This window comes from Bacillus sp. FSL R5-0560, assembly GCF_037966305.1.
In the GTDB taxonomy this organism is placed as follows: domain Bacteria; phylum Bacillota; class Bacilli; order Bacillales; family Bacillaceae; genus Bacillus; species Bacillus mojavensis.
The window spans coordinates 2,370,599-2,389,769 of record NZ_CP150195.1; the positions used below are offsets into that span (position 1 = coordinate 2,370,599).

At 43.7% G+C, this 19,171-nt stretch carries 19 protein-coding genes; 1 reads left to right on the plus strand and 18 read right to left on the minus strand.

Features of this window, described 5'->3' with window-relative positions:
* Positions 1-11: 11 nt before the first annotated feature.
* Positions 12-2,759, plus strand: coding sequence for a PBP1A family penicillin-binding protein (locus tag NST56_RS12490; RefSeq protein ID WP_326202805.1), 2,748 nt, complete (start codon positions 12-14; stop codon positions 2,757-2,759).
* A 73-nt stretch (positions 2,760-2,832) separates the two neighbouring features.
* On the opposite strand, the gene NST56_RS12495 is transcribed toward NST56_RS12490, so the two are convergent.
* The 18 genes from NST56_RS12495 to NST56_RS12580 form a co-directional block, all read right to left on the minus strand.
* Positions 2,833-3,327, minus strand: a complete 495-nt coding sequence (locus NST56_RS12495; protein WP_339176934.1) for a YpoC family protein — start codon at positions 3,325-3,327, stop codon at positions 2,833-2,835.
* On the minus strand, positions 3,324-3,983 hold the full coding sequence (gene nth, locus NST56_RS12500) for an endonuclease III (protein WP_010334708.1): 660 nt from the start codon (positions 3,981-3,983) through the stop codon (positions 3,324-3,326). Before nth ends, NST56_RS12495 begins: the two co-directional genes overlap by 4 nt.
* An 18-nt stretch (positions 3,984-4,001) precedes the next feature.
* Entirely contained in the window at positions 4,002-4,700 is a 699-nt protein-coding gene (gene dnaD / locus NST56_RS12505) for a DNA replication protein DnaD (RefSeq protein WP_168748110.1), read from the minus strand.
* 96 nt (positions 4,701-4,796) lie between these two features.
* The gene (gene asnS, locus NST56_RS12510; protein ID WP_229147101.1) at positions 4,797-6,089 is read right to left on the minus strand and encodes an asparagine--tRNA ligase; all 1,293 of its coding nucleotides are present in this window, start codon (positions 6,087-6,089) and stop codon (positions 4,797-4,799) included.
* Positions 6,090-6,229: 140 nt separating this feature from the next.
* Positions 6,230-7,411, minus strand: coding sequence for a pyridoxal phosphate-dependent aminotransferase (locus NST56_RS12515; protein WP_339176938.1), 1,182 nt, complete (start codon positions 7,409-7,411; stop codon positions 6,230-6,232).
* Between the two features lie 22 nt (positions 7,412-7,433).
* Positions 7,434-7,919: a cell wall elongation/penicillin-binding protein regulator TseB gene (tseB, locus tag NST56_RS12520; protein WP_010334712.1), complete on the minus strand. Its 486-nt coding sequence runs from the start codon at positions 7,917-7,919 to the stop codon at positions 7,434-7,436.
* Positions 7,920-7,927: 8 nt separating this feature from the next.
* Positions 7,928-8,098 (minus strand): YpmA family protein, encoded by a 171-nt coding sequence (locus NST56_RS12525; RefSeq protein WP_003225588.1) that lies wholly within the window; start codon positions 8,096-8,098, stop codon positions 7,928-7,930.
* A gap of 141 nt (positions 8,099-8,239) precedes the next feature.
* A complete protein-coding gene (gene dinG / locus NST56_RS12530) occupies positions 8,240-11,035 on the minus strand; it encodes an ATP-dependent DNA helicase DinG (RefSeq protein ID WP_339176940.1) in 2,796 nt (931 codons plus the stop codon).
* 125 nt (positions 11,036-11,160) lie between these two features.
* On the minus strand, positions 11,161-11,544 hold the full coding sequence (panD, locus tag NST56_RS12535) for an aspartate 1-decarboxylase (RefSeq protein WP_168749453.1): 384 nt from the start codon (positions 11,542-11,544) through the stop codon (positions 11,161-11,163).
* A gap of 2 nt (positions 11,545-11,546) precedes the next feature.
* Positions 11,547-12,407 (minus strand): pantoate--beta-alanine ligase, encoded by an 861-nt coding sequence (gene panC, locus NST56_RS12540; RefSeq protein ID WP_339176941.1) that lies wholly within the window; start codon positions 12,405-12,407, stop codon positions 11,547-11,549.
* 1 nt (position 12,408) lies between these two features.
* Positions 12,409-13,242: a 3-methyl-2-oxobutanoate hydroxymethyltransferase gene (gene panB / locus NST56_RS12545; RefSeq protein WP_010334716.1), complete on the minus strand. Its 834-nt coding sequence runs from the start codon at positions 13,240-13,242 to the stop codon at positions 12,409-12,411.
* A gap of 240 nt (positions 13,243-13,482) precedes the next feature.
* Complete coding sequence (locus NST56_RS12550; RefSeq protein ID WP_286058384.1) at positions 13,483-14,466, minus strand: biotin--[acetyl-CoA-carboxylase] ligase; 984 nt, start codon at positions 14,464-14,466, stop codon at positions 13,483-13,485.
* Positions 14,451-15,644 (minus strand): CCA tRNA nucleotidyltransferase, encoded by a 1,194-nt coding sequence (locus NST56_RS12555; protein WP_286058383.1) that lies wholly within the window; start codon positions 15,642-15,644, stop codon positions 14,451-14,453. Before NST56_RS12555 ends, NST56_RS12550 begins: the two co-directional genes overlap by 16 nt.
* 4 nt (positions 15,645-15,648) lie before the next feature.
* A complete protein-coding gene (gene bshA / locus NST56_RS12560) occupies positions 15,649-16,782 on the minus strand; it encodes an N-acetyl-alpha-D-glucosaminyl L-malate synthase BshA (RefSeq protein ID WP_286058382.1) in 1,134 nt (377 codons plus the stop codon).
* The gene (gene bshB1, locus NST56_RS12565) at positions 16,779-17,489 is read right to left on the minus strand and encodes a bacillithiol biosynthesis deacetylase BshB1 (protein ID WP_339176945.1); all 711 of its coding nucleotides are present in this window, start codon (positions 17,487-17,489) and stop codon (positions 16,779-16,781) included. Before bshB1 ends, bshA begins: the two co-directional genes overlap by 4 nt.
* Positions 17,482-17,895 carry a methylglyoxal synthase gene (gene mgsA, locus NST56_RS12570; RefSeq protein WP_010334719.1) on the minus strand — a complete coding sequence of 138 codons (414 nt, stop codon included), beginning with the start codon at positions 17,893-17,895 and terminating at the stop codon, positions 17,482-17,484. The genes bshB1 and mgsA overlap by 8 nt, the downstream gene beginning before the upstream one ends.
* A gap of 15 nt (positions 17,896-17,910) precedes the next feature.
* The gene (gene dapB / locus NST56_RS12575; RefSeq protein ID WP_168748117.1) at positions 17,911-18,714 is read right to left on the minus strand and encodes a 4-hydroxy-tetrahydrodipicolinate reductase; all 804 of its coding nucleotides are present in this window, start codon (positions 18,712-18,714) and stop codon (positions 17,911-17,913) included.
* An 11-nt stretch (positions 18,715-18,725) separates the two neighbouring features.
* Entirely contained in the window at positions 18,726-19,061 is a 336-nt protein-coding gene (locus tag NST56_RS12580) for a nucleotide pyrophosphohydrolase (RefSeq protein WP_004398044.1), read from the minus strand.
* Positions 19,062-19,171 lie beyond the last annotated feature (110 nt).

A 19,171-nucleotide genomic window follows, 5' to 3' on the forward strand; every position in this document is an offset into this window, starting at 1 on the left:
GTTGAGATGTTATGTCAGATCAATTTACGAGCCGTGAAGCTCGGCGTAAAGCGAACAGCAAGTCGAGCCCTTCACCGAAAAAAGGCAAGAAACGAAAAAAAGGCGGATTATTTAAAAAGACGCTATTCACTTTACTCATTCTGTTTGTTTTAGGCGTAGTCGGCGGTGCTGTAACATTTGCCGTCATGGTTTCTGATGCGCCATCACTGGACGAAAACAAATTGAAGACGCCTTATTCATCGACAATTTATGATAAAAACGGAAAAGAAGTCGCAGAAGTCGGTGCCGAAAAGCGTACCTACGTCTCGATAGATGAAATACCTGATGTCGTAAAAGAAGCCTTTATCGCGACAGAGGACGCACGTTTTTACGAACACCACGGGATTGACCCTGTCCGTATCGGAGGCGCCTTAGTCGCCAACTTTAAAGACGGCTTCGGAGCTGAAGGCGGAAGTACCATCACCCAGCAGGTCGTCAAGAACTCCCTTCTGTCACATCAGAAAACGCTAAAACGGAAGGTGCAGGAAGTCTGGCTTTCTATACAGCTGGAACGTAATTATTCTAAAGATGAAATTTTAGAAATGTATTTAAACCGAATTTATTTTTCTCCTAGAGCCTACGGAATCGGAAAAGCGGCGGAAGAATTTTTCGGCGTCACTGATTTAAGCAAATTGACAGTGGAACAGGCTGCGACACTTGCGGGTATGCCGCAGAGTCCGACAGCGTACAATCCGGTTAAAAACCCTGATAAAGCGGAAAAAAGACGGAACATTGTACTCAGCCTGATGAAAAAGCAAGGATTTATTTCTGATTCTGAATATACTAAAGCCAAAAAAGTGGCGATGAAAGACGAAGGCGTTGTTTCACAGAAGGAATATGAAAAAACAAATTCAAACAAATACAGTGCGTTTGTCGATGAAGTCATGAAAGAAATAGATGAAAAATCTGATGTCGATCCATCTGCTGACGGATTAAAGATCTATACAACACTAGATACAAAAGCACAAGACACTTTAGATGAATTAATGGATGGGGACACTGTCGGATTTACTGAAGGCATGCAAGGCGGCGTGTCGCTTCTTGACACAAAAACCGGTGAAGTCCGGGCAATCGGTTCCGGAAGAAATTCAACGGTTGGGGGCTTCAACTATGCCACACAAGGAAAAACTCAGCCTGGTTCTACGATAAAACCAATTCTCGACTACGGACCAGTTATTGAAAATAAAAAATGGTCAACTTACGAGCAAATTGATGACTCAGCTTACACGTATTCAGATGGAACACCTATCCGTGACTTTGACCGACGATATAAAGGGCCTATGTCCATGCGGGAAGCACTGGCACAATCCCGTAATATCCCAGCTTTAAAAGCATTCCAAGCAGTCGGAAAAGACACTGCAGTGGATTTTGCTAATGGATTGGGACTCGGTTTAAATAAGGAAAAAGTGTATGAATCCTATTCTATTGGAGGATTCGGAGATGACAACCCGGGTGTCTCTTCACTGACGATGGCAGGAGCATACAGCGCATTTGGAAATAACGGAACGTATAATGAACCGCATTTTGTGAAGTCTATTGAATTTAACGATGGAACAAAGCTTGACTTAACACCGAAATCAAAGTCAGCAATGAGCGATTATACAGCCTTTATGATTACAGATATGCTGAAAACAGCTGTTAAGACAGGTACTGGACAGCTTGCACAAGTACCTGGAGTCGAGGTAGCCGGTAAAACTGGAACAACAAACTTTGATGAAGATACTATACAAAAGTACAATATCGCCTCTGGCGGTGTGCCTGATTCCTGGTTTGTCGGGTATACACCTCAGTACACTGCTGCTGTATGGACAGGTGTAGATTCAAAAAACAAGTTAGGGAAAAAATCTTTAAATCATACAGAACAACAAGTTGCAAAACGTCTATTTGCACAGCTCATCGCCCAAGTCGATGACGGAAGCGGATCATTTGAGAAGCCTGACAGCGTAGTGGAAGCCACTGTAGAAAAAGGCTCTAACCCGGCAAAACTGGCAGGGCCGAATACGCCAAGCGCTAAAAAGCTCACAGAGTATTTTGTAAAAGGTACGACTCCTACTACTGTTTCTAAAACATATGAGAAAGAAGAAAAAGAAGAAACAGCAAAACTGTCTGGTTTAAGTGTGAAATATGATAAAGACAATCAATCATTGACATTAAGCTGGAATTACGACGGAGATGCGACCTTTGCTGTTAAGCAATCTGTTGATGGCGGCAGCTACTCTGAAATTCAAAACAGCTCTGCAAAAGAGGCAGTCATTTCGGGCGTGCAGCCAGGCTCTGTATACAAATTCGAAGTGACAGCCGTCAGTGATGATGGCAAAAGTTCAGCGTCGACATCCTATGAAGTGCCAAAAGCCGAAGAGGATGAAGATAAAAAAGACCAGCAGCAAACGGATGATGAAAATCAAGATGATGAGAAGACTCAGGATGACACACAAACTGATGATTCTCAAACAGATGACAGTCAGAAAGATCAAGATCAGACAGATGATTCAACAAACGATCAAGACAAAAAACAAGACAACACGAACACCAACCCGTCTGACAACAGCAACCAAGACCCATCTAACGATAACAGCAGCAATAACAATGGCCGCAAAGAAGAAGATGCGTCAGATGGTGACTCAACAGACGATTCAACAGGAACGGATACAGATAAAAACAAAACAAATACATCTGGCAATACACAAACGAATTCATCATCAACTGAAAAAACGAATTAAAGACAAAGCCATCACCCTTTTAAAGGTGATGGCTTTTTTCTGCACAATAAAGCCTCCCTTTTTAGGGGAGGCTTTATCGTTTCATCGCGTGATACTTATAAAAATGCTTTTTCATTTCTGTAAAAAGTTCATCTAGCTGGATAAAGCAATGATATTGGGTCGGCTTCAGCAGAATAAACTCCACTCGTTCAGCCCAATTAATCGGCTTAGCCGGAAATGATTTTTTTGTCAGTTCTGACCAATTCAGCGACATCACCCGCTCACCCGCTGTCCAGTGAAATGAAACAAGTAAACATACAATCCCTTTAAGCATGTCGTTTTGATCGCATCTGGACTTTCTTGTTTGAAATACAGGGAGAAGTGATTCTTTTGTTTCTTCCCACACTTGAAATAGATACGGAACGTACTTGGCGCTGTTTTCCCACGGCAATATGTCTTGCGTGGTCTCAGAGAAGTCAAAACACAAAGGATTGACCCTTAATGCTTCCTTGATATCGGTGAAGTCAATGTGGCCTAGACTGCGCAAATATTGCTCATAAGAAGCTAACAATTCATTCGCTGCCGTCATCGTTTCACCAGCCCTTTTTTATCTCTCTTCTGTCCTTCTCTGCACAGAGAAAGCAATGGACATTCCGCACAGCGCGGCGATTGTGCCTTACAATGATATCTTCCGAAGAATATGAGCCGATGATGAGTAACGGACCAATCTTCTTTAGGTACCTTGCGCATCAGCGTCTTTTCGACTTCCAGCACAGAATCCTTCCACCGGCAGATGCCCAGACGCTTGCTGACCCTCTCGACGTGGGTATCCACTGCAATGGCTGGTACGCCAAAGGCAACAGATACGACAACATTGGCAGTCTTCCGGCCAACTCCTGGGAGTTTCACTAGCTCATCACGGTCCTTCGGTACTTCTCCGCCATAATCTTCAATAATCATTTTGCTCAGCTTTTGAATATTTTTTGCTTTATTACGGTACAAACCGATTGATTTGATATCCTGCTGGAGCTCTTCCAGAGAAACAGATAAATAGTCTTCCGGCCGTTTATATTTTTGAAATAATGTTTTGGTCACCCTGTTTACAAGTGCGTCTGTACATTGCGCAGATAATGCGACTGCCACCACTAATTCAAAAGGATTGGAATGAACAAGTTCACACTCCGCGTGGGGAAACATGTCGCCTATCTTCTCTAAACAGAATTCAATTTGTTTTAGATTTAACACGATTGTCACCTTTTCACTTTATTGTTCAAGCCAATTGTAAAAAGGAACCTGCCTCTTATACTCTTTTTGCGGCTCATTCTGTTTTGTTTGAACACGCCGGAATTTTTGGCTGTGGATTTTGGCCTGCTCCACTGTTTTCAGTCCGTTTTTCTTCCATTCAAATAAAATCCGGTCAATGTAGCGAAAGCTGAGTTTTCCTGATAATACAGCCTCTTTTAAAGCGTGCTTAATCAGCTGTGCATCATGCTGATCCTGATCCTGCCAAATGGCCAGTGTTTCACACTCTAAAGGAGATAATGGTCTAGCAAACTCTTCTTCAAAAATCGTATAAAGGCTTTTTTGTTCCCCTTCTGCTCTTCTTTCTTGTGTTTGATTCTGGGCAAGCTCTATATACTCATAGAGCTTGCCCCATAAAGGCTGGAGTGAATATTTCTCAAACTTGATTCCGTTTTGGTCTTCGCCTTCCTCAATAAACAGAAATCCCTTTTGAATAAACATACGCAATCTGTTTGTGCATTCTTCAACAGAAATCGTCATGCCTTCCTGCAGTTCATGCGGTGTAGGAAAATAAGATCCCTTTTCTAAATGCATTTTGATTTTCAACAGCAGAATCAGTTCTGTTTCATTAAGTCCAAGCTGTTTATAATGGGTCAGCAGAAGATTGGGGATCGTCGACATCCCCATCTCCTGCATATCAATAAATTGCTGTTTTTTCATCGTTACACCTCTTACTGTAAAGGTTAGTGTTTTTCCCCTTTACTGTAAAAAGTCTCCCTTGCAGGAGACTCTTTTTTCTTGTTTCATTTACATGTATTACGGATACAGACGGTTCAACAGTCTTGGGAACGGAATTGTTTCACGCACGTGAGGCGCTCCGCTGATCCAAGCGACTGTACGCTCTAATCCAAGGCCGAATCCGGAATGTGGAACTGATCCATATTTTCTAAGTTCAGCATACCATTTATATGCGTCAGAATCCAGTCCATGTTCTTTAAGACGCGCTTCCAAAAGTTCCATATCGTGAATCCGTTCAGAACCGCCGATGATTTCTCCGTAGCCTTCAGGCGCGATCAGATCTGCGCAAAGCACTACATCTTCACGGTCAGACGCCGGCTGCATATAGAACGGTTTTAAGGACGTCGGATAGCGAGTAATGAAAACAGGCTTGTCATAGTGCTCTGCAATCGCTGTTTCATGAGGCGCTCCAAAATCGTCTCCCCACTCGATATCGTCAAAGCCTTTTTCTTTCAGAAAGTCAATCGCTTCGTCATACGTGATTCTTGGGAACGGCGCTTTGATTTGCTCAAGTTTTGACGTGTCTCTTCCTAGCGTGTTTAATTCAATTTTGCAATTCTTAAGAACTGATTGCACGATGAATGAAACGTAATTTTCCTGTACTTGAAGGTTTTCTTCAAATTCTACAAACGCCATTTCCGGTTCGATCATCCAGAATTCGATTAAGTGACGTTTTGTTTTCGATTTTTCTGCTCTGAACGTCGGTCCGAAGGAGAATACTTTTCCTAATGCCATCGCCGCAGCTTCCATGTACAGCTGTCCGCTTTGAGACAGGTAAGCATCTTCATCGAAGTATTTTGTCGCAAAGAGCTCAGTTGTTCCTTCAGGCGCGCTCCCAGTCAAAATCGGCGGATCTACTTTTACGAAGCCTTCGTTATTAAAGAATTCATAAGTCGCACGAATGATTTCATTGCGGATTTTCATGATCGCATGCTGGCGCTTTGAACGAAGCCATAAATGTCTGTGATCCATCAAAAATTCCGTACCGTGTTCCTTAGGCGTAATTGGATAATCAGTCGCTTCGTGAATGACTTCAATATCTGTCACAGCTAATTCATAACCAAGCGGAGAACGCTCGTCCTCTTTGACAATTCCTTTTATATAGAGTGACGTTTCCTGCGTCACAGATTTAGCCGTTTGGAAAATGCTTTCTTCAACCTCCGCTTTTACAACGACACCTTGAATAAAACCAGTACCGTCTCTCAGCTGTAAAAACGCGATTTTCCCGCTTGAGCGCTTATTAGCGACCCAAGCTCCGATCGTTACTTCCTCACCTACGTGCTTGTACACTTGGTTGATTGTTGTTTTCAAAATATTTCCCTCCAAAACAAGAAGACATTCGGAAGCTTTTGCCCCGCGAACTCTTTTATCATCACTTTATTATACCCGGTCTTAACTGACCGGGTCAATGCAGATAAAAAGCGGCTTTTTGTCAGCCGCTTTCTGATCTGTTAGCTATGTTTTTCTATAAAACGTTTGATTCGTTCCACCGCTTTTTCAAGAAGGTCTAAAGATGTTGCGTAGGACAACCGGACATTATCAGGAGAGCCGAATCCGGAGCCTGGAACAATCGCGACTTTTTCTTCTTCAAGAAGCGCTTTGACAAATTCATCTACATCTTTGAAACCGCATGTTTGAGCTGCTTTTTTTGCATTCGGAAATAAGTAAAAAGCACCTTCCGGCTTCACGCAGCTGAAGCCCGGGATTTCAACGAGCTGATCATAAATCGTATTTAACCTATGCTCAAATGCTTTTCTCATCTCTTCCATTGGCTCAGAAGGTCCGTTGTATGCGGCAATCGCTCCGTATTGTGCGACAGATGTCGGATTTGACGTGCTGTGGCTTGCAAGGTTTGTCATCGCTTTGATGATTTCTTCTGCTCCAGCCGCATAACCGATTCTCCAGCCTGTCATGCTGTGTGATTTTGATACGCCGTTGATGACGATCGTTTGCTCTTTCAATCTGTCAGACAGCTGGGCGATGGAAACGTGTTTCTTGCCGCCGTATGTAAGTTTTTCATAAATTTCGTCAGATACGATCAGGATTTCATGATCAAGGCACACTTCGCCAAGCGCAGCCAGCTCTTCTTCCGTATACATAACGCCAGTCGGATTGCTTGGTGAATTAATAACGATTGCTTTTGTTTTTTCTGTGATCGCTTTTTTCAGCTGCTCAGGAGAAATCTTAAAGTGATTTTCCTCAAGTCCTTCTACATAAACAGGCTGACCGCCAGCAAGTTTCACCTGTTCCGGATAGCTTACCCAGTACGGCGTTGGAATAATCACTTCGTCTCCTTCATCCAAAATCACTTGGAAAAGGGTATACAGTGCATGTTTGGCACCAGTACAGACAATCAGTTCAGACGGTTTGTATTCAATATTCTGGTCACGTTTAAATTTCTCTGCAATGCTGTTCTTTAATTCAGCCAAGCCGCCTGAAGGCGTATATTTCGTATGTCCTTCGTTCATTGAGCGTACAGCTGCATCAATAATGTGCTGCGGTGTATTGAAGTCGGGTTCACCCGCTCCGAGGCCGATGACATCATGGCCTGCCGCTTTCAATTCTTTCGCTTTCGCTGTAATTGCCAGTGTTGTAGACGGTGTTAATGCGGATACTCTTTTTGCCAGTTTCAACTTGAACTCCCCCTAATTCGTCTTAAGGCGTGATATTTTTGAGAATCTTTCCAGTTGTAAAGTCCACATAACTTAAACTGTATTGTCCTTCTTTGTCTAAGTACGTTACTTCCCAAAGCAGGACGTTCCCTTCTCTTGCCAGGTGAACCTCTTTTTGCTTTGAAACCAGGCCTTCATCTTGTATGATTTTCGCCGCTTTGTCCTCGGTGATCCCCTCTTTTGCTTCTTTTGAGAGAATTTTTGCTTTTTTATCAGCAGGAACCCACACATATAATTTGATGCCTTTTTTGTCGGTTCCCTTTACGATATAATATTTTTCTTTTCCGACAAATGTTTCGACTTGATCAACGCTGGTGAGGTCGGTTTCTTTTTTCGCTTCAGCAGCTGCTGCTTCATGCCCCTTTTCCTTTTGTGCCATGGCTGATTTATAAATGCTTGCCGAGACAAGAAGTACTGCTAAAAAAATAATACCAAATATGGCGGTAAATATTAATGCTTTTTTTCTCATCTTCTCACCTACGTACGATAAATGGTAAAAACGGCTTGGTTTTTGTTTTCTTCATCAAGTGCAAGACCGAACATCAGATTATCTCTTTTCAGTGTCCGATTCAGCGTGTCTACAATTTTATAAAGGTCATCCGAATGCTCTACATTAATTGTTGAAAGAATTTCGATTTTGCTTTCCATTTTTTCATCCTCCAAATTGAACAAATATTGTTAGTCATACTCCTTTTCAGGACGCGCCATACTAGTACCACAGAGCGGAAAACCGCTTTAACAAATAAAACACGTCCTACTCCCACACCGGAAAGCCGCTTTATGCGGCTTTTATTCACTTTTCCCGGCAACATAAGCTTCAATCTCACTGTCAGTCACTTCAGATATTGCGGATGTCGGCAGAGCATCAAGAAACAGGCGCCCGTAACCAGCGGTTTTGACCCGTCTGTCTAATATGACAATCGTTCCTTTGTCTCCAGCTGTCCGGAGCAAGCGTCCAACTCCTTGTCTGAACGTCAGCACCGCTTCCGGCAGTGAGACCGTTTGAAACGGATTGCGCCCTTTTTTTCTCGCCAGCTCACATTTTGCAGCGTGCAGCGGATGATCCGGAGCCCGGAAAGGAAGTCTTACGATGATCACTGTCGTCAGCTCATCGCCAGGGAAATCAACGCCTTCCCAAAAATGATTCGTTCCAAGCAAGATGGCCTGATTTGCTGTTTTGAACGTTTTCATCAGTTTTCCCGGACTGCCGCCGGTTAAGCCCTGAGCCAGAAGCTGAATGCCGGAAACACTCATGGCGGGCTTTAGTTCCTGATGCACTTTTTTCAGCATGTCATGAGACGTAAACAGCACCAGGATTTTCGGCTGTTGTTCTTTTGCCATCAGTTCGATATAGCGTGCGGTATCCTGTATAAATTCAATCTGGCCCGTATCTTGAATCGATTTTATTTCTTTTGGAATCATTACCTGCATCCGCTCATCGTAAGAAAAAGGAGACGCGATCCTCATTGTGCGGGGAAAAAAGTCGCTTAACCCCAAACGCTCAATGATAAATTGGAACGAATTTTCTATCGTTAGAGTTGCAGATGTAAGAACAACACTGTTTTTCCGGGCAAAAAACTGATCAGCAAGAAGCTCGCCCGGTTCCAGCGGCTGTGCATATATAGCTACGGCATTTTTCGCACCTTTAGCATCTATTTCAATCCAAACCGCTTCATGGTCATCTGAGCCAAAGAACAGCTGATTGAGAGTCTGTGCGTACTCCCCCAAATCATTCATGCTTCTATTATATTCATCGGCCAAGAAAGTATTTTTGCTTTTCATGGCCGTCAGATGTTCTTCCATCAGCACCGTTTGGGCCTCAAAAAGCTGCTGCAAATGCGCCAGCATAGAGCAGAGCCTTTCCGCTCCGTCTGTTAATACGGGCCATCCTTTATCGTGAGTTTTTTTGTTCACGTTAAAGACAAGACGGTTTAAGTCTTCTTTAGGTTTTCGTCGTTTGACAAAAGAATGCACAGCGCTGAAGAAAGCATCACTTTCCGCCTGAATATGCTGGAGCCACTCCTCCATTTCAAAAAATGAATCCACCGGCAGGCTGTGACGCTGAAAAAGCTGTCTCATTTTTTTCAGCAGTCCCTGCTCTTTCAGCGTTCCGATTCTGCTCAATTTTGTATGCAGTTCTATGTAAGTTGCTCTTTTTCCTAAATGTTCGCTTGCGGCACGTTCAAAATGGTGTGCTTCATCAATAACAAAAGTCCCGCTATCCGGGAGTCTTTTTTTTCTGCTTGCCTCATCGGTAAGCAGAAGAGAATGATTCGTAATCACCAGATCAGACCGCATGGCACTTTGTTTGGCCCGTTCATAAAAACCGATCACTTGATCCCTCTGATTTCGTTTATAAGATTGATCATCGTATGCCAATCTGTCCCACAGCAGCTTACCGCCTGACGGCAAATTCAGTTCTGCTACATCTCCCGTGTTTGTCTCTGTCAGCCAAACAAGAAGCTGGGCTTTTGTCAAAACCGCATCATAGTTATCGTCTTCTTCATGAAGCACCTGCTCAAACTTATAAAGGCACAAATAATGCGATTGCCCTTTTAAAATAGCCGCAGTCACCGAAAAAGGGAACATATCTTTGATGATCGGCAAATCCTTCGTCAAAATCTGCTGCTGAAGAAGAGTTGAATACGTGCTGATGACGACTGGCTTTTTTGACTTCTTAGCAAAAAGTGCAGCCGGAATCAGGTAGCCGATTGTTTTTCCGATGCCCGGAGCAGCTTCAATCAGTGCATGTTCACGATTGGCAAAGGCCTCAGCCACTTCTTTCATCATCAGCATCTGGCCTTCCCTTTTTTCGTAATGGGGCATGAACTCAGAGAGTGCTTTTTCATTTCCCGCTGTCCAATTTTCAATCTCAAATAGAAATGCTTTATCTTCCTTGAGACGTTCAATCTCTGGTTCAGGTTCTCTGACAGAAAAAGAGGAAAAACGTGTATAGCCTGGCATATCTGTATGTCTGTTTTCATAAATGAACATATCTAACAAATGCGTCAGATCACTGATAAAATGCTGTGACAGCCTTCTTAACTGCTTTAATGTCGGATAAGGAAGCCGCCTAAGCTTTTCAAGAATTTCCAAAAAAATAAGTCCTGTGACTTCAGCGTCGCTGTCAGCTCGATGCGGCTGATCATGCCGCAGCTGAAGCTCTTCGCTTAATTCAGTCAGCTTATATCCCTCAAATCCCGGAAATGCGATACGGGAGAGCTCGACAGTATCCAGCACTTCACAATCTGGAAGCTGGAAACCCGCTTTATGCAACTCATGCTTCACAAACCCGAGGTCAAAATGGATATTGTGTGCGACAAAGTAAGCGCCGTCAAGCAAATGAAACACTTCTTCAGCCACTGCTTCAAACGGCGGCTGATCCTCTACCATTTGATTTGTGATTCCCGTAAGCTGTTCAATAAAAACCGGAATGGATTTATTTGGATTAATATATTTTGAAAACCGCTCAGTAATTTGTCCATTTTCAATTACAACCGCTGCAATTTGAATGATTTTATCGCCCTTTTTTGGCGAATTCCCTGTTGTTTCTACATCTATAACAACGAACCGTTGCTTTTTCATTAAAATGGACACCTCAATTCTTGCATACGACAAAAGTGTAACACGTTTTGTACGGAAATGGAGCGGCAAAACCGTTTTACGCTGAAAATCTTAAAAGAAAACCCCCGGTAAAGGGGGCGGTATATCTACAAAATGGTGCTGGCAGGTTCTTGTCCAAGCATTTGTTCAATTTTGTTTTGGTCATTCAAAACGGCAACTTTCGGCTGATGTTTTGCCGCTTCTTGATCAGACATCATTTTGTAGGAAATAATAATCACCTTATCGCCTTTCTGTACAAGGCGTGCAGCAGCTCCGTTTAAACAGATGACTCCGCTCCCGCGCTGACCGGGAATAATGTATGTTTCCAGGCGTGCTCCATTGTTATTATTCACAATTTGCACTTTTTCATTAGGAAGCATTCCTACCGCATCAATAAGATCTTCATCAATTGTAATGCTGCCCACATAGTTAAGATTTGCTTCTGTAACCGTTGCCCTATGAAGCTTTCCGCTCATCATCGTGCGATACATCATTATATGCTCTCCATTTCTCGAATATCAATAATGATATTGTCTATTAAACGCGCTTTTGTAAATGCAACTGCTACAGCCAGAATAATCTTTCCTTCCACCTTGTTCACAGGCTCAAGCTCCGGATAGGAATAAAGCTCAACATAATCAATGTTGCCGCTTGTCGTTTCAATGATGTCTTTTGCAGCTTTGATGACCGCTTCAGGATTTCTCTCACCTGCTCTGATCAGCTCGGCACTCGTCTGAAGGGCTTGGTAAAGCTTAGGTGCTTCTCTTCTTTCCTCAGCCGTTAAATACACATTCCGGGAGCTTTTAGCTAACCCGTCTTTCTCTCTGACCGTATCTACAGCAACCAGTTCAATATCCATGAAGAAATCACTGATTAAACCATCAACAACTGCCACCTGCTGTGCATCCTTTAAACCAAAATAAGCGCGTGTCGGTTTAACAAGGTTGAACAGCTTCGTCAGCACGATGGCAACTCCGTCAAAATGTCCTTCTCTTGAACGCCCGCATAAAACATCTGTACGTCTCTCAACATGTATCGTTACATTTTTTTCACCGGGATACATGTCACTGGCATCAGGGGTAAAAAGAATATCCACGCCGATGTTTTCCGCATGGGCGGCATCACGTTCCAGATCGCGCGGATACGCTTCAAAATCCTCACCGGGACCGAATTGCGTCGGATTTACAAAAATACTCATCACGACGGCGTCATTTTCTTGTCTGGCTTTGTCTGCCAAGGTTAAATGCCCTTCATGAAGAAATCCCATCGTCGGAACAAATCCGATTGTTTTGCCTTCTGACTGATATTGTGTAATGATTTCTTTCAGCTGTGAGATATCTGTAATCTGCTTCATCTTATTTTCCTCCGTACAAGCCTTCCAGGACTGACTGATTCATCTGAAAGGAATGCTTTTGTTCAGGGAAAGCACGACGTCTTACATCATGGACATATCCACTGATTGCTGTTTCTATAGTGCCGTCAATTTGCGTATATTGTTTCACAAATTTAGGTGTTCTAACAACACCATGACCGATAATATCATGATAAACAAGAACCTGTCCGTCCGCTTTTACACCAGCTCCGATTCCAATGACAGGGATGGTTAATGTCTCTGCGATTTTTGCCGTGAGTTCTGCAGGCACACATTCAAGCACAAGCATCATGGCTCCCGCTTCCTCACATTTTATACTGTCTTCTATTAATTTCTTTGCGCTTTGTTCATCTTTGCCCTGGACTTTATATCCGCCTAATACACCGACTGATTGCGGTGTCAGCCCTAAATGACTCACAACAGGAATGCCACCGAGCGTCAAGGCGCGGATGGATTCAAACACCCCTTCACCGCCCTCCAGCTTCAGCGCGTCAGCTCCGCTTTCCTGAACGATAGCTGCGGCATTTTTCAGCGTATCCTCTTTAGACAAGTGGTAGGACATAAACGGCATGTCGGTTACGATAAATGTATTTGGCGCACCTCTTTTGACCGCTTTCGTATGATGGATCATATCCGCAACTGTCACGCCGACAGTTGAATCAAGGCCTAGCACGACCATTCCTAATGAATCGCCGACTAAAATCATATCCACTCCCGCTTGTTCAGCAAGCTTGGCTGCCGGATAATCGTAAGCCGTCAGCATGACAATCGGTTCTTCATTCTCTTTCATTTTTAAGAAATCAAGTTTTGTTTTCACTTTTTCTCCTCCTCATTTTTAGAGGAGATGAGCTGCCGTTTCTTATCCAAGCCAAAAAACCTTCCGCTACACGAGAAGGATTCTTCACTTTCTAAAGTTCGGCGAGTTTCATCCCTCTGTCCCAGTCCTTTTTGGATCAAGGCAGACTGCTGCAATGTCTATCTATTTTTTATGAATAGGTGCAGTTCGCAGGCGATACTGCCCAATGGAAGTATATCAAAATCAACAGGGTTGTACCAACTACAATGATCTCATTTCGATATCTGCCGAATAGATTTTTTTTATGCCTTCCTTCGTTTCTAAAAGAAGAACACCCTCTTCGTCTATTCCTAAGGCTTTCCCATAAAATGTTCCGTTTAGCGTTCTTGCTCTTAATTCACTGCCGATTCCAAGCGCATAGCTTTCCCACAGAAGCTTAATTGGCGTGAAACCATGCGTCAAATAATCGCGGTACCGTTTTTCAAAAGAAAGCAAAATATGCTGCATAACGCTCGCCCGATCTATTTTTTCCCCGGCTGCCAAGCTAAGGCTCGTCGCGATTTCCTTAAGCTCCTCGGGAAAATCGCCGGCCTCTTGATTAACGTTTATGCCTGTACCGATAATGACTGAACGGACACGGTCTTCTTCCGCCTGCATTTCAGTTAAAATGCCAACTGCTTTTTTTCCGTGAATTAATATATCATTAGGCCATTTAATATCCGTTTGAAGGCCTGTTGCCTCCTCTATTCCTTGCACAACAGCTACCGCAGCAAGAAGCGTAAGCTGCGGTGTTTTTTGAAGCGGAATGTCTGGACGCAAAATCAGACTCATCCAGATGCCTGTTCCTTCTTGAGAATGCCACACCCTTGACATCCTCCCTCTGCCGGCTGTTTGTTTATCCGCGACAACGAGAGTGCCCTCCGGCGCGTTATCATTAGCAAGCTCATGAGCCTTTTTTTGAGTGGATGAAAGGACGTCATGATAAAGAAGATGCTGCCCCATCACTTCTGTTTTCAGCCCAAACCGAATTTCACTTTCACTGAGTTTTCCAGGCTTTTTGATGAGCCGATACCCTTTTCTTCTGACAGCTTCCACTTCATAGCCTTCTTTGCGAAGCTCCTCAATATGCTTCCATACAGCTGTTCTCGAACATCCGAGAGCATCACTGATTTTTTGGCCGGAAATAAACTCGCTTCCGGCCTGAGAAAATAATTCAATAAGATCGTTTCTTAAGGTTGATCGCATGTCTTCAGCCACTCCTCTATGTGTTTCTTCTGATTGGAGAGCTTTCCCGTTACAACAGCCTGCTCTATCCGCTGTAATTCTTCAGACACCCATTTTCCAGCGGGCTGGTTTCGCAGTGCAAGTAAATCCCGCCCTGTGATAGCAAGATCCTTCAAGCTTTTGATGGGCAGGCTTTGATAAGCTTCTCGGACTTCCTTCAGTCTCTCACCGTTCAGCTGCTTGGTTTGCCGGAGCATTGATATTTTGACCGCGGATAAAAGCGCTTTTTCACCAGCCTTGTACATAGACATAGCGTCAAGGCTCTGGCCAAACGTGTCGGCAATGTGAGCGGCTTCCTTCATCACTTTTCCAGGCAGCTTCCAGGCTTTCAGGAAAAGCATCGCATCTTTCAATTCTATCTGAAGATCAATTAAAAGCGCTGCCCACAGTTCCTCACGAGAAGTGAGAAAAGAAAACGGAAACTCGCTCGCCGTAAGCAGGTTCTCTCGTTTGTGATAAAAACCGGGCAGTTCTTTATAAAGCCCCGTATGTACAAGCATTTGAATGGCCTCTCGGGACGCTTTTCCCAGTAAAAGCTTCTCGAACTCTATTGTTTTTCGTTCGACTGATACATGTGACAGAAGTGTTTTCTCTTTTATGATCGCTTCTTCTGTTTCTTTCGAAAGCGTAAATCCGAGCTGGCTCATAAATCGCACCGCTCTCAGCATGCGAAGCGCATCCTCCTGAAACCGGTCCTCCGGTTTTCCAACCGTTCGAATCAGCTGCTGATCTATGTCTTTCTTTCCGCCAAAATAATCAAGAACTTGGCCGTCGGCTGTCATAGCCATCGCATTAATCGTTAAATCCCTGCGTTTCAAATCCTCTTCTAATGATGTAATAAAGTGTACTTCTGACGGCCTTCTGTAATCTTCATAATCTGATTCAGTCCGGAATGTAGTGACTTCATAGGTATCATCTTCCCAGAGCACGATAATTGTCCCGTGCTCTTTGCCGACATCAACCGTCCGCTTAAAAAGCCGTTCTACTTGGTCCGGTGCCGCATCTGTCGCAATATCGACATCTCCAATTGTTCGTTTCATATAGCTGTCACGAACTGCGCCTCCGACAAAGTAAGCTTGGTGGCCTGCTTCAATTAATGTGCGGAGCACGGGAAGTGCTTTGATAAAATCTTGTTCCATGTTATCACTCCGGTTCTGCTAAATCGGCATATATCTGTTCATACTGGCTGACAATCTTTTGTGACGAAAATTCATTATTGAGCATTTCCATGGCCGCTTCGGTAAACCGCTTGCTCAGCTGTTCGTCTTCTATGATGCGAACCGCTTTGGCTGAAGCGGCTTCGACATCTCCGACATCCACCAAAAACCCGCTCACATTGTTTTTTATCACTTCAGGGATACCGCCAATATTCGTTCCGATGCAAGGTACTCCGCATGCCATCGCTTCAAGCAGGACAAGGCCGAAACTCTCTTTTTCAGACAGCAGCAGCTTCAAATCACTGATTGAATAAAGCTCCTCTACACGGTCTTGATTTCCAAGCATCAGCACTTGTTTTTCCAGCCCATATTTTCTGACAAGCTCACAGGCGACTGATTTTTCAGGGCCGTCTCCGACTAAGAGCAGTTTTGCTTTTGTTTTGCCGGCTATATTGCGAAACACCTGAATGACATCCTGCACACGTTTGACCTTTCTGAAGTTGGACACATGGATCACGACTTTTTCATCAGGCAGTATGCCATGTTTCTCTTTAATGGCCGCTGTGTTTTTCTTAAGATAGACGCGTTCATCTATGAAATTATAAATCGTTTCTATTTTTTTCTCCGGCTTAATTAAATCGTACGTTTCAGCAGCAAGGGCTGATGAGACCGCTGTCACCCTGTCTGAAGCCTCTATCGCAAAACGGATAAGATCTTTTAAAGAGGGGTCGTAGCCTAATACTGTAATATCCGTTCCATGCAAAGTTGTCACGATGCCGATATTCCGTTTCAGCATTTGCTTTGCGAGATAAGCGCAAACTGCATGCGGCAGAGCGTAGTGCGCGTGGATGATGTCTAAATTCTCCCGTTCTGCAACCTCAGCGATCTTGCTTGCCAATGTTAAATCATACGGCGGATATTTAAATACGGCATATTGGTTTACTTCAACTTCATGAAAGTGAATATTAGGATGGTATGTATTTAATCTAAACGGGATGCTTGATGTTATAAAATGGATTTCATGTCCCTTTTCAGCAAGCTGTTTCCCGAGTTCTGTCGCAATGATACCTGAGCCGCCGACGCTCGGATAGCATGTAATGCCTATTTTTAGTTTTTTCATTGTTCGCCCCCAAGCACATCATGATCCAGCATCAGCATTCGATTGGAAAAGAATCCCTCAGCGTACCCTACACCCGCTTCTTTGCCGAACAGCTTTTCTCTTGCTTCAACGATCTCGATATAACCATTCGTCAATGGTGTTGAAACAGAATTTTGTGACGGTACAAACTGGCTTTTGTAGGCATTGAGGCTTTTCTTTTTATCCTCAATTGTATCCGAGATATCAATAACAAAATCAGGCTGGTGAAAACCATTTATCATATAATAGTAGACCTTACTTACTTTATGCGCAGGCAGGCTGTTTTCATCCTTATATTTATGAATTCCTGCTGAAAAGATCGCTTCTTCAACCAGTGTGGCAGCATTGCCGTGATCCGGATGACGATCCTTTTTATATGGCATAAACACCGCTTTCGGCCGGCAGGTTCTAATGATTGTGACAATCGCCCGAATCGCATCATCACTCTTCATCAGCCCGCGGTCAGGGAGCGTCAACTGAATTCTTTTGTCCACACCTAATATACGGGCTGCTTCGGCCGCTTCTTCTTTTCGCAAACTGACTGTTCCGTTCGAAGATAACTCAGCTTCAGTCAAATCGCATATCACAGCTTTTTTTCCCTGTTTGACAAACTTTGCTATTGTACCGCCCATACCGATCTCGACATCATCACTATGAGCGCCAAAAGCAAGAACGTCAGCATTATACATGAGGTTCTTCTCCCCGAAGAAGATTGCGGAATTCAAAAACGCCTTCATTTAGTGTGCGAACAAGAATTTCTGCAGTTCCCATATTGGTGGCAAGCGGAATCGAATAAACATCACATAAACGGATTAATGCCGAGACATCCGGTTCATGCGGCTGTGCGGTCAGCGGGTCGCGCAAAAAGATAACCAGGTCAAGTGCGTTAGCGGCAATTAACGCGCCGATTTGCTGGTCTCCACCTAAAGGGCCGGATTGAAAACGCTGAATTTTAAGGCCGGTCGCCTCTTGAATTTTCAATCCCGTTGTTCCCGTTGCATATAGATCATGATGACTCAAAATCTCTTGATAAGCGGTTGTAAATTGGATCATATCCTGTTTTTTCTTGTCATGCGCGATCAAAGCAATTTTCATCATTTATCCCCCTGTCTAATCAATGATATTTTCCAATCCGTACACAAGCTGATCAATCTTCATGACTTGTTCTACAGACAGTTTTACACCGGACATGAAGGAAGCACGGTTATAAGAATCGTGACGGATCTGCAGCGTTTGGCCGTCCATGCCGAACATCACTTCCTGATGGGCGATCAACCCTGGAAGACGAACACTGTGCAGACGGATTCCGTTTAGTTCCGCACCTCTTGCTCCTGGGAGGATTTCTTTTTCATCTGGATGCCCTTGCTGTTTTTCTTTTCGAACTTCAGAAATCATTTCCGCTGTTTTGAGAGCCGTTCCGCTTGGCGCGTCAAGCTTCTGATCATGGTGCAGCTCAATAATCTCAACATCATCGAAGTAGTTGGCAGCCATTTTTGAGAATTTCATCATGAGTACCGCACCCAATGCAAAGTTTGGAGCGATGATAGCCCCGATCCCTTTTTCTTCTGTCAGAGTTGTAAGTTCTTTCAAATCAGCTTCAGAGAAACCGGTAGTGCCCACTACAGGACGGACACCGTGTTCTAATGCAACTTTTGTATGTACTTTGCCGATTTCGGGTGTTGTTAAATCAATTAATACATCTGGTGTTGTTTCTGTAAAGCAGGCATGGATATCTGTGTAAATAAGAGCATCAGACTCCACAGCCATCACATCAGATAATTTGCGCTGATCGTATGTATGGTCTACTGCTCCGACCAGGTCAAAATGAGGTGTTTTTTCAGCCAATTTAACAGCTTCTTGCCCCATTCTTCCCCGCGGTCCTGCAATGACTACTTTAATTGTTTCGTTTGACATCTTGATCTCCTCTACTTTCCTTCTTCTTTTCTTGTCCAGCGGTCTTTATCTCTAGTATTAAATTTATGCATGACTCGGTCGTGGGCTTCCTCCAATGAAATATCAAGAGAATTGGCTAAACAAACCAATACAAACAGCACATCGCCCATTTCCTCTTCCATGCTTTTATCATCTTCAGTCGCTTTTTTTGGTTTTTCTCCATAACGATGATTGACTTCTCTTGCTAGCTCGCCCAGTTCTTCGGTTAATCTTGCCATCATGGCAAGCGGGCTGAAATACCCTTCTTTAAATTGGCCGATATAGCGGTCCACCTCAGCCTGTATATCTTTCATTGTTTTATCACTCACTGCACGAAACCTCCTATCATCCTCTTACATGTTAGCTAATTCGGATACGTTTGACAAATGTTTAAGCACGTTTGCTGTTTTCTTTTGCATCCACTATAATATAAACGCTA

Excerpts from the sequence above, each read along its gene's own strand:
- NST56_RS12550 (WP_286058384.1), bottom strand. The coding sequence starts at position 14,466 with ATGCGATCAACCTTAAGAAACGATCTTATTGAATTATTTTCTCAGGCC.
- NST56_RS12495 (WP_339176934.1), bottom strand. The coding sequence starts at position 3,327 with ATGACGGCAGCGAATGAATTGTTAGCTTCTTATGAGCAATATTTGCGC.
- tseB (WP_010334712.1), bottom strand. The coding sequence starts at position 7,919 with ATGAGAAAAAAAGCATTAATATTTACCGCCATATTTGGTATTATTTTT.
- NST56_RS12525 (WP_003225588.1), bottom strand. The coding sequence starts at position 8,098 with ATGGAAAGCAAAATCGAAATTCTTTCAACAATTAATGTAGAGCATTCG.
- NST56_RS12555 (WP_286058383.1), bottom strand. The coding sequence starts at position 15,644 with ATGGAACAAGATTTTATCAAAGCACTTCCCGTGCTCCGCACATTAATT.
- bshB1 (WP_339176945.1), bottom strand. The coding sequence starts at position 17,489 with ATGTATAATGCTGACGTTCTTGCTTTTGGCGCTCATAGTGATGATGTC.
- dnaD (WP_168748110.1), bottom strand. The coding sequence starts at position 4,700 with ATGAAAAAACAGCAATTTATTGATATGCAGGAGATGGGGATGTCGACG.
- panC (WP_339176941.1), bottom strand. The coding sequence starts at position 12,407 with ATGAAGCAGATTACAGATATCTCACAGCTGAAAGAAATCATTACACAA.
- bshA (WP_286058382.1), bottom strand. The coding sequence starts at position 16,782 with ATGAAAAAACTAAAAATAGGCATTACATGCTATCCGAGCGTCGGCGGC.
- panD (WP_168749453.1), bottom strand. The coding sequence starts at position 11,544 with ATGTATCGCACGATGATGAGCGGAAAGCTTCATAGGGCAACGGTTACA.
- dinG (WP_339176940.1), bottom strand. The coding sequence starts at position 11,035 with ATGAAAAAGCAACGGTTCGTTGTTATAGATGTAGAAACAACAGGGAAT.
- NST56_RS12490 (WP_326202805.1), top strand. The coding sequence starts at position 12 with ATGTCAGATCAATTTACGAGCCGTGAAGCTCGGCGTAAAGCGAACAGC.
- mgsA (WP_010334719.1), bottom strand. The coding sequence starts at position 17,895 with ATGAAAATTGCTTTGATCGCGCATGACAAGAAAAAACAGGATATGATC.
- dapB (WP_168748117.1), bottom strand. The coding sequence starts at position 18,714 with ATGTCAAACGAAACAATTAAAGTAGTCATTGCAGGACCGCGGGGAAGA.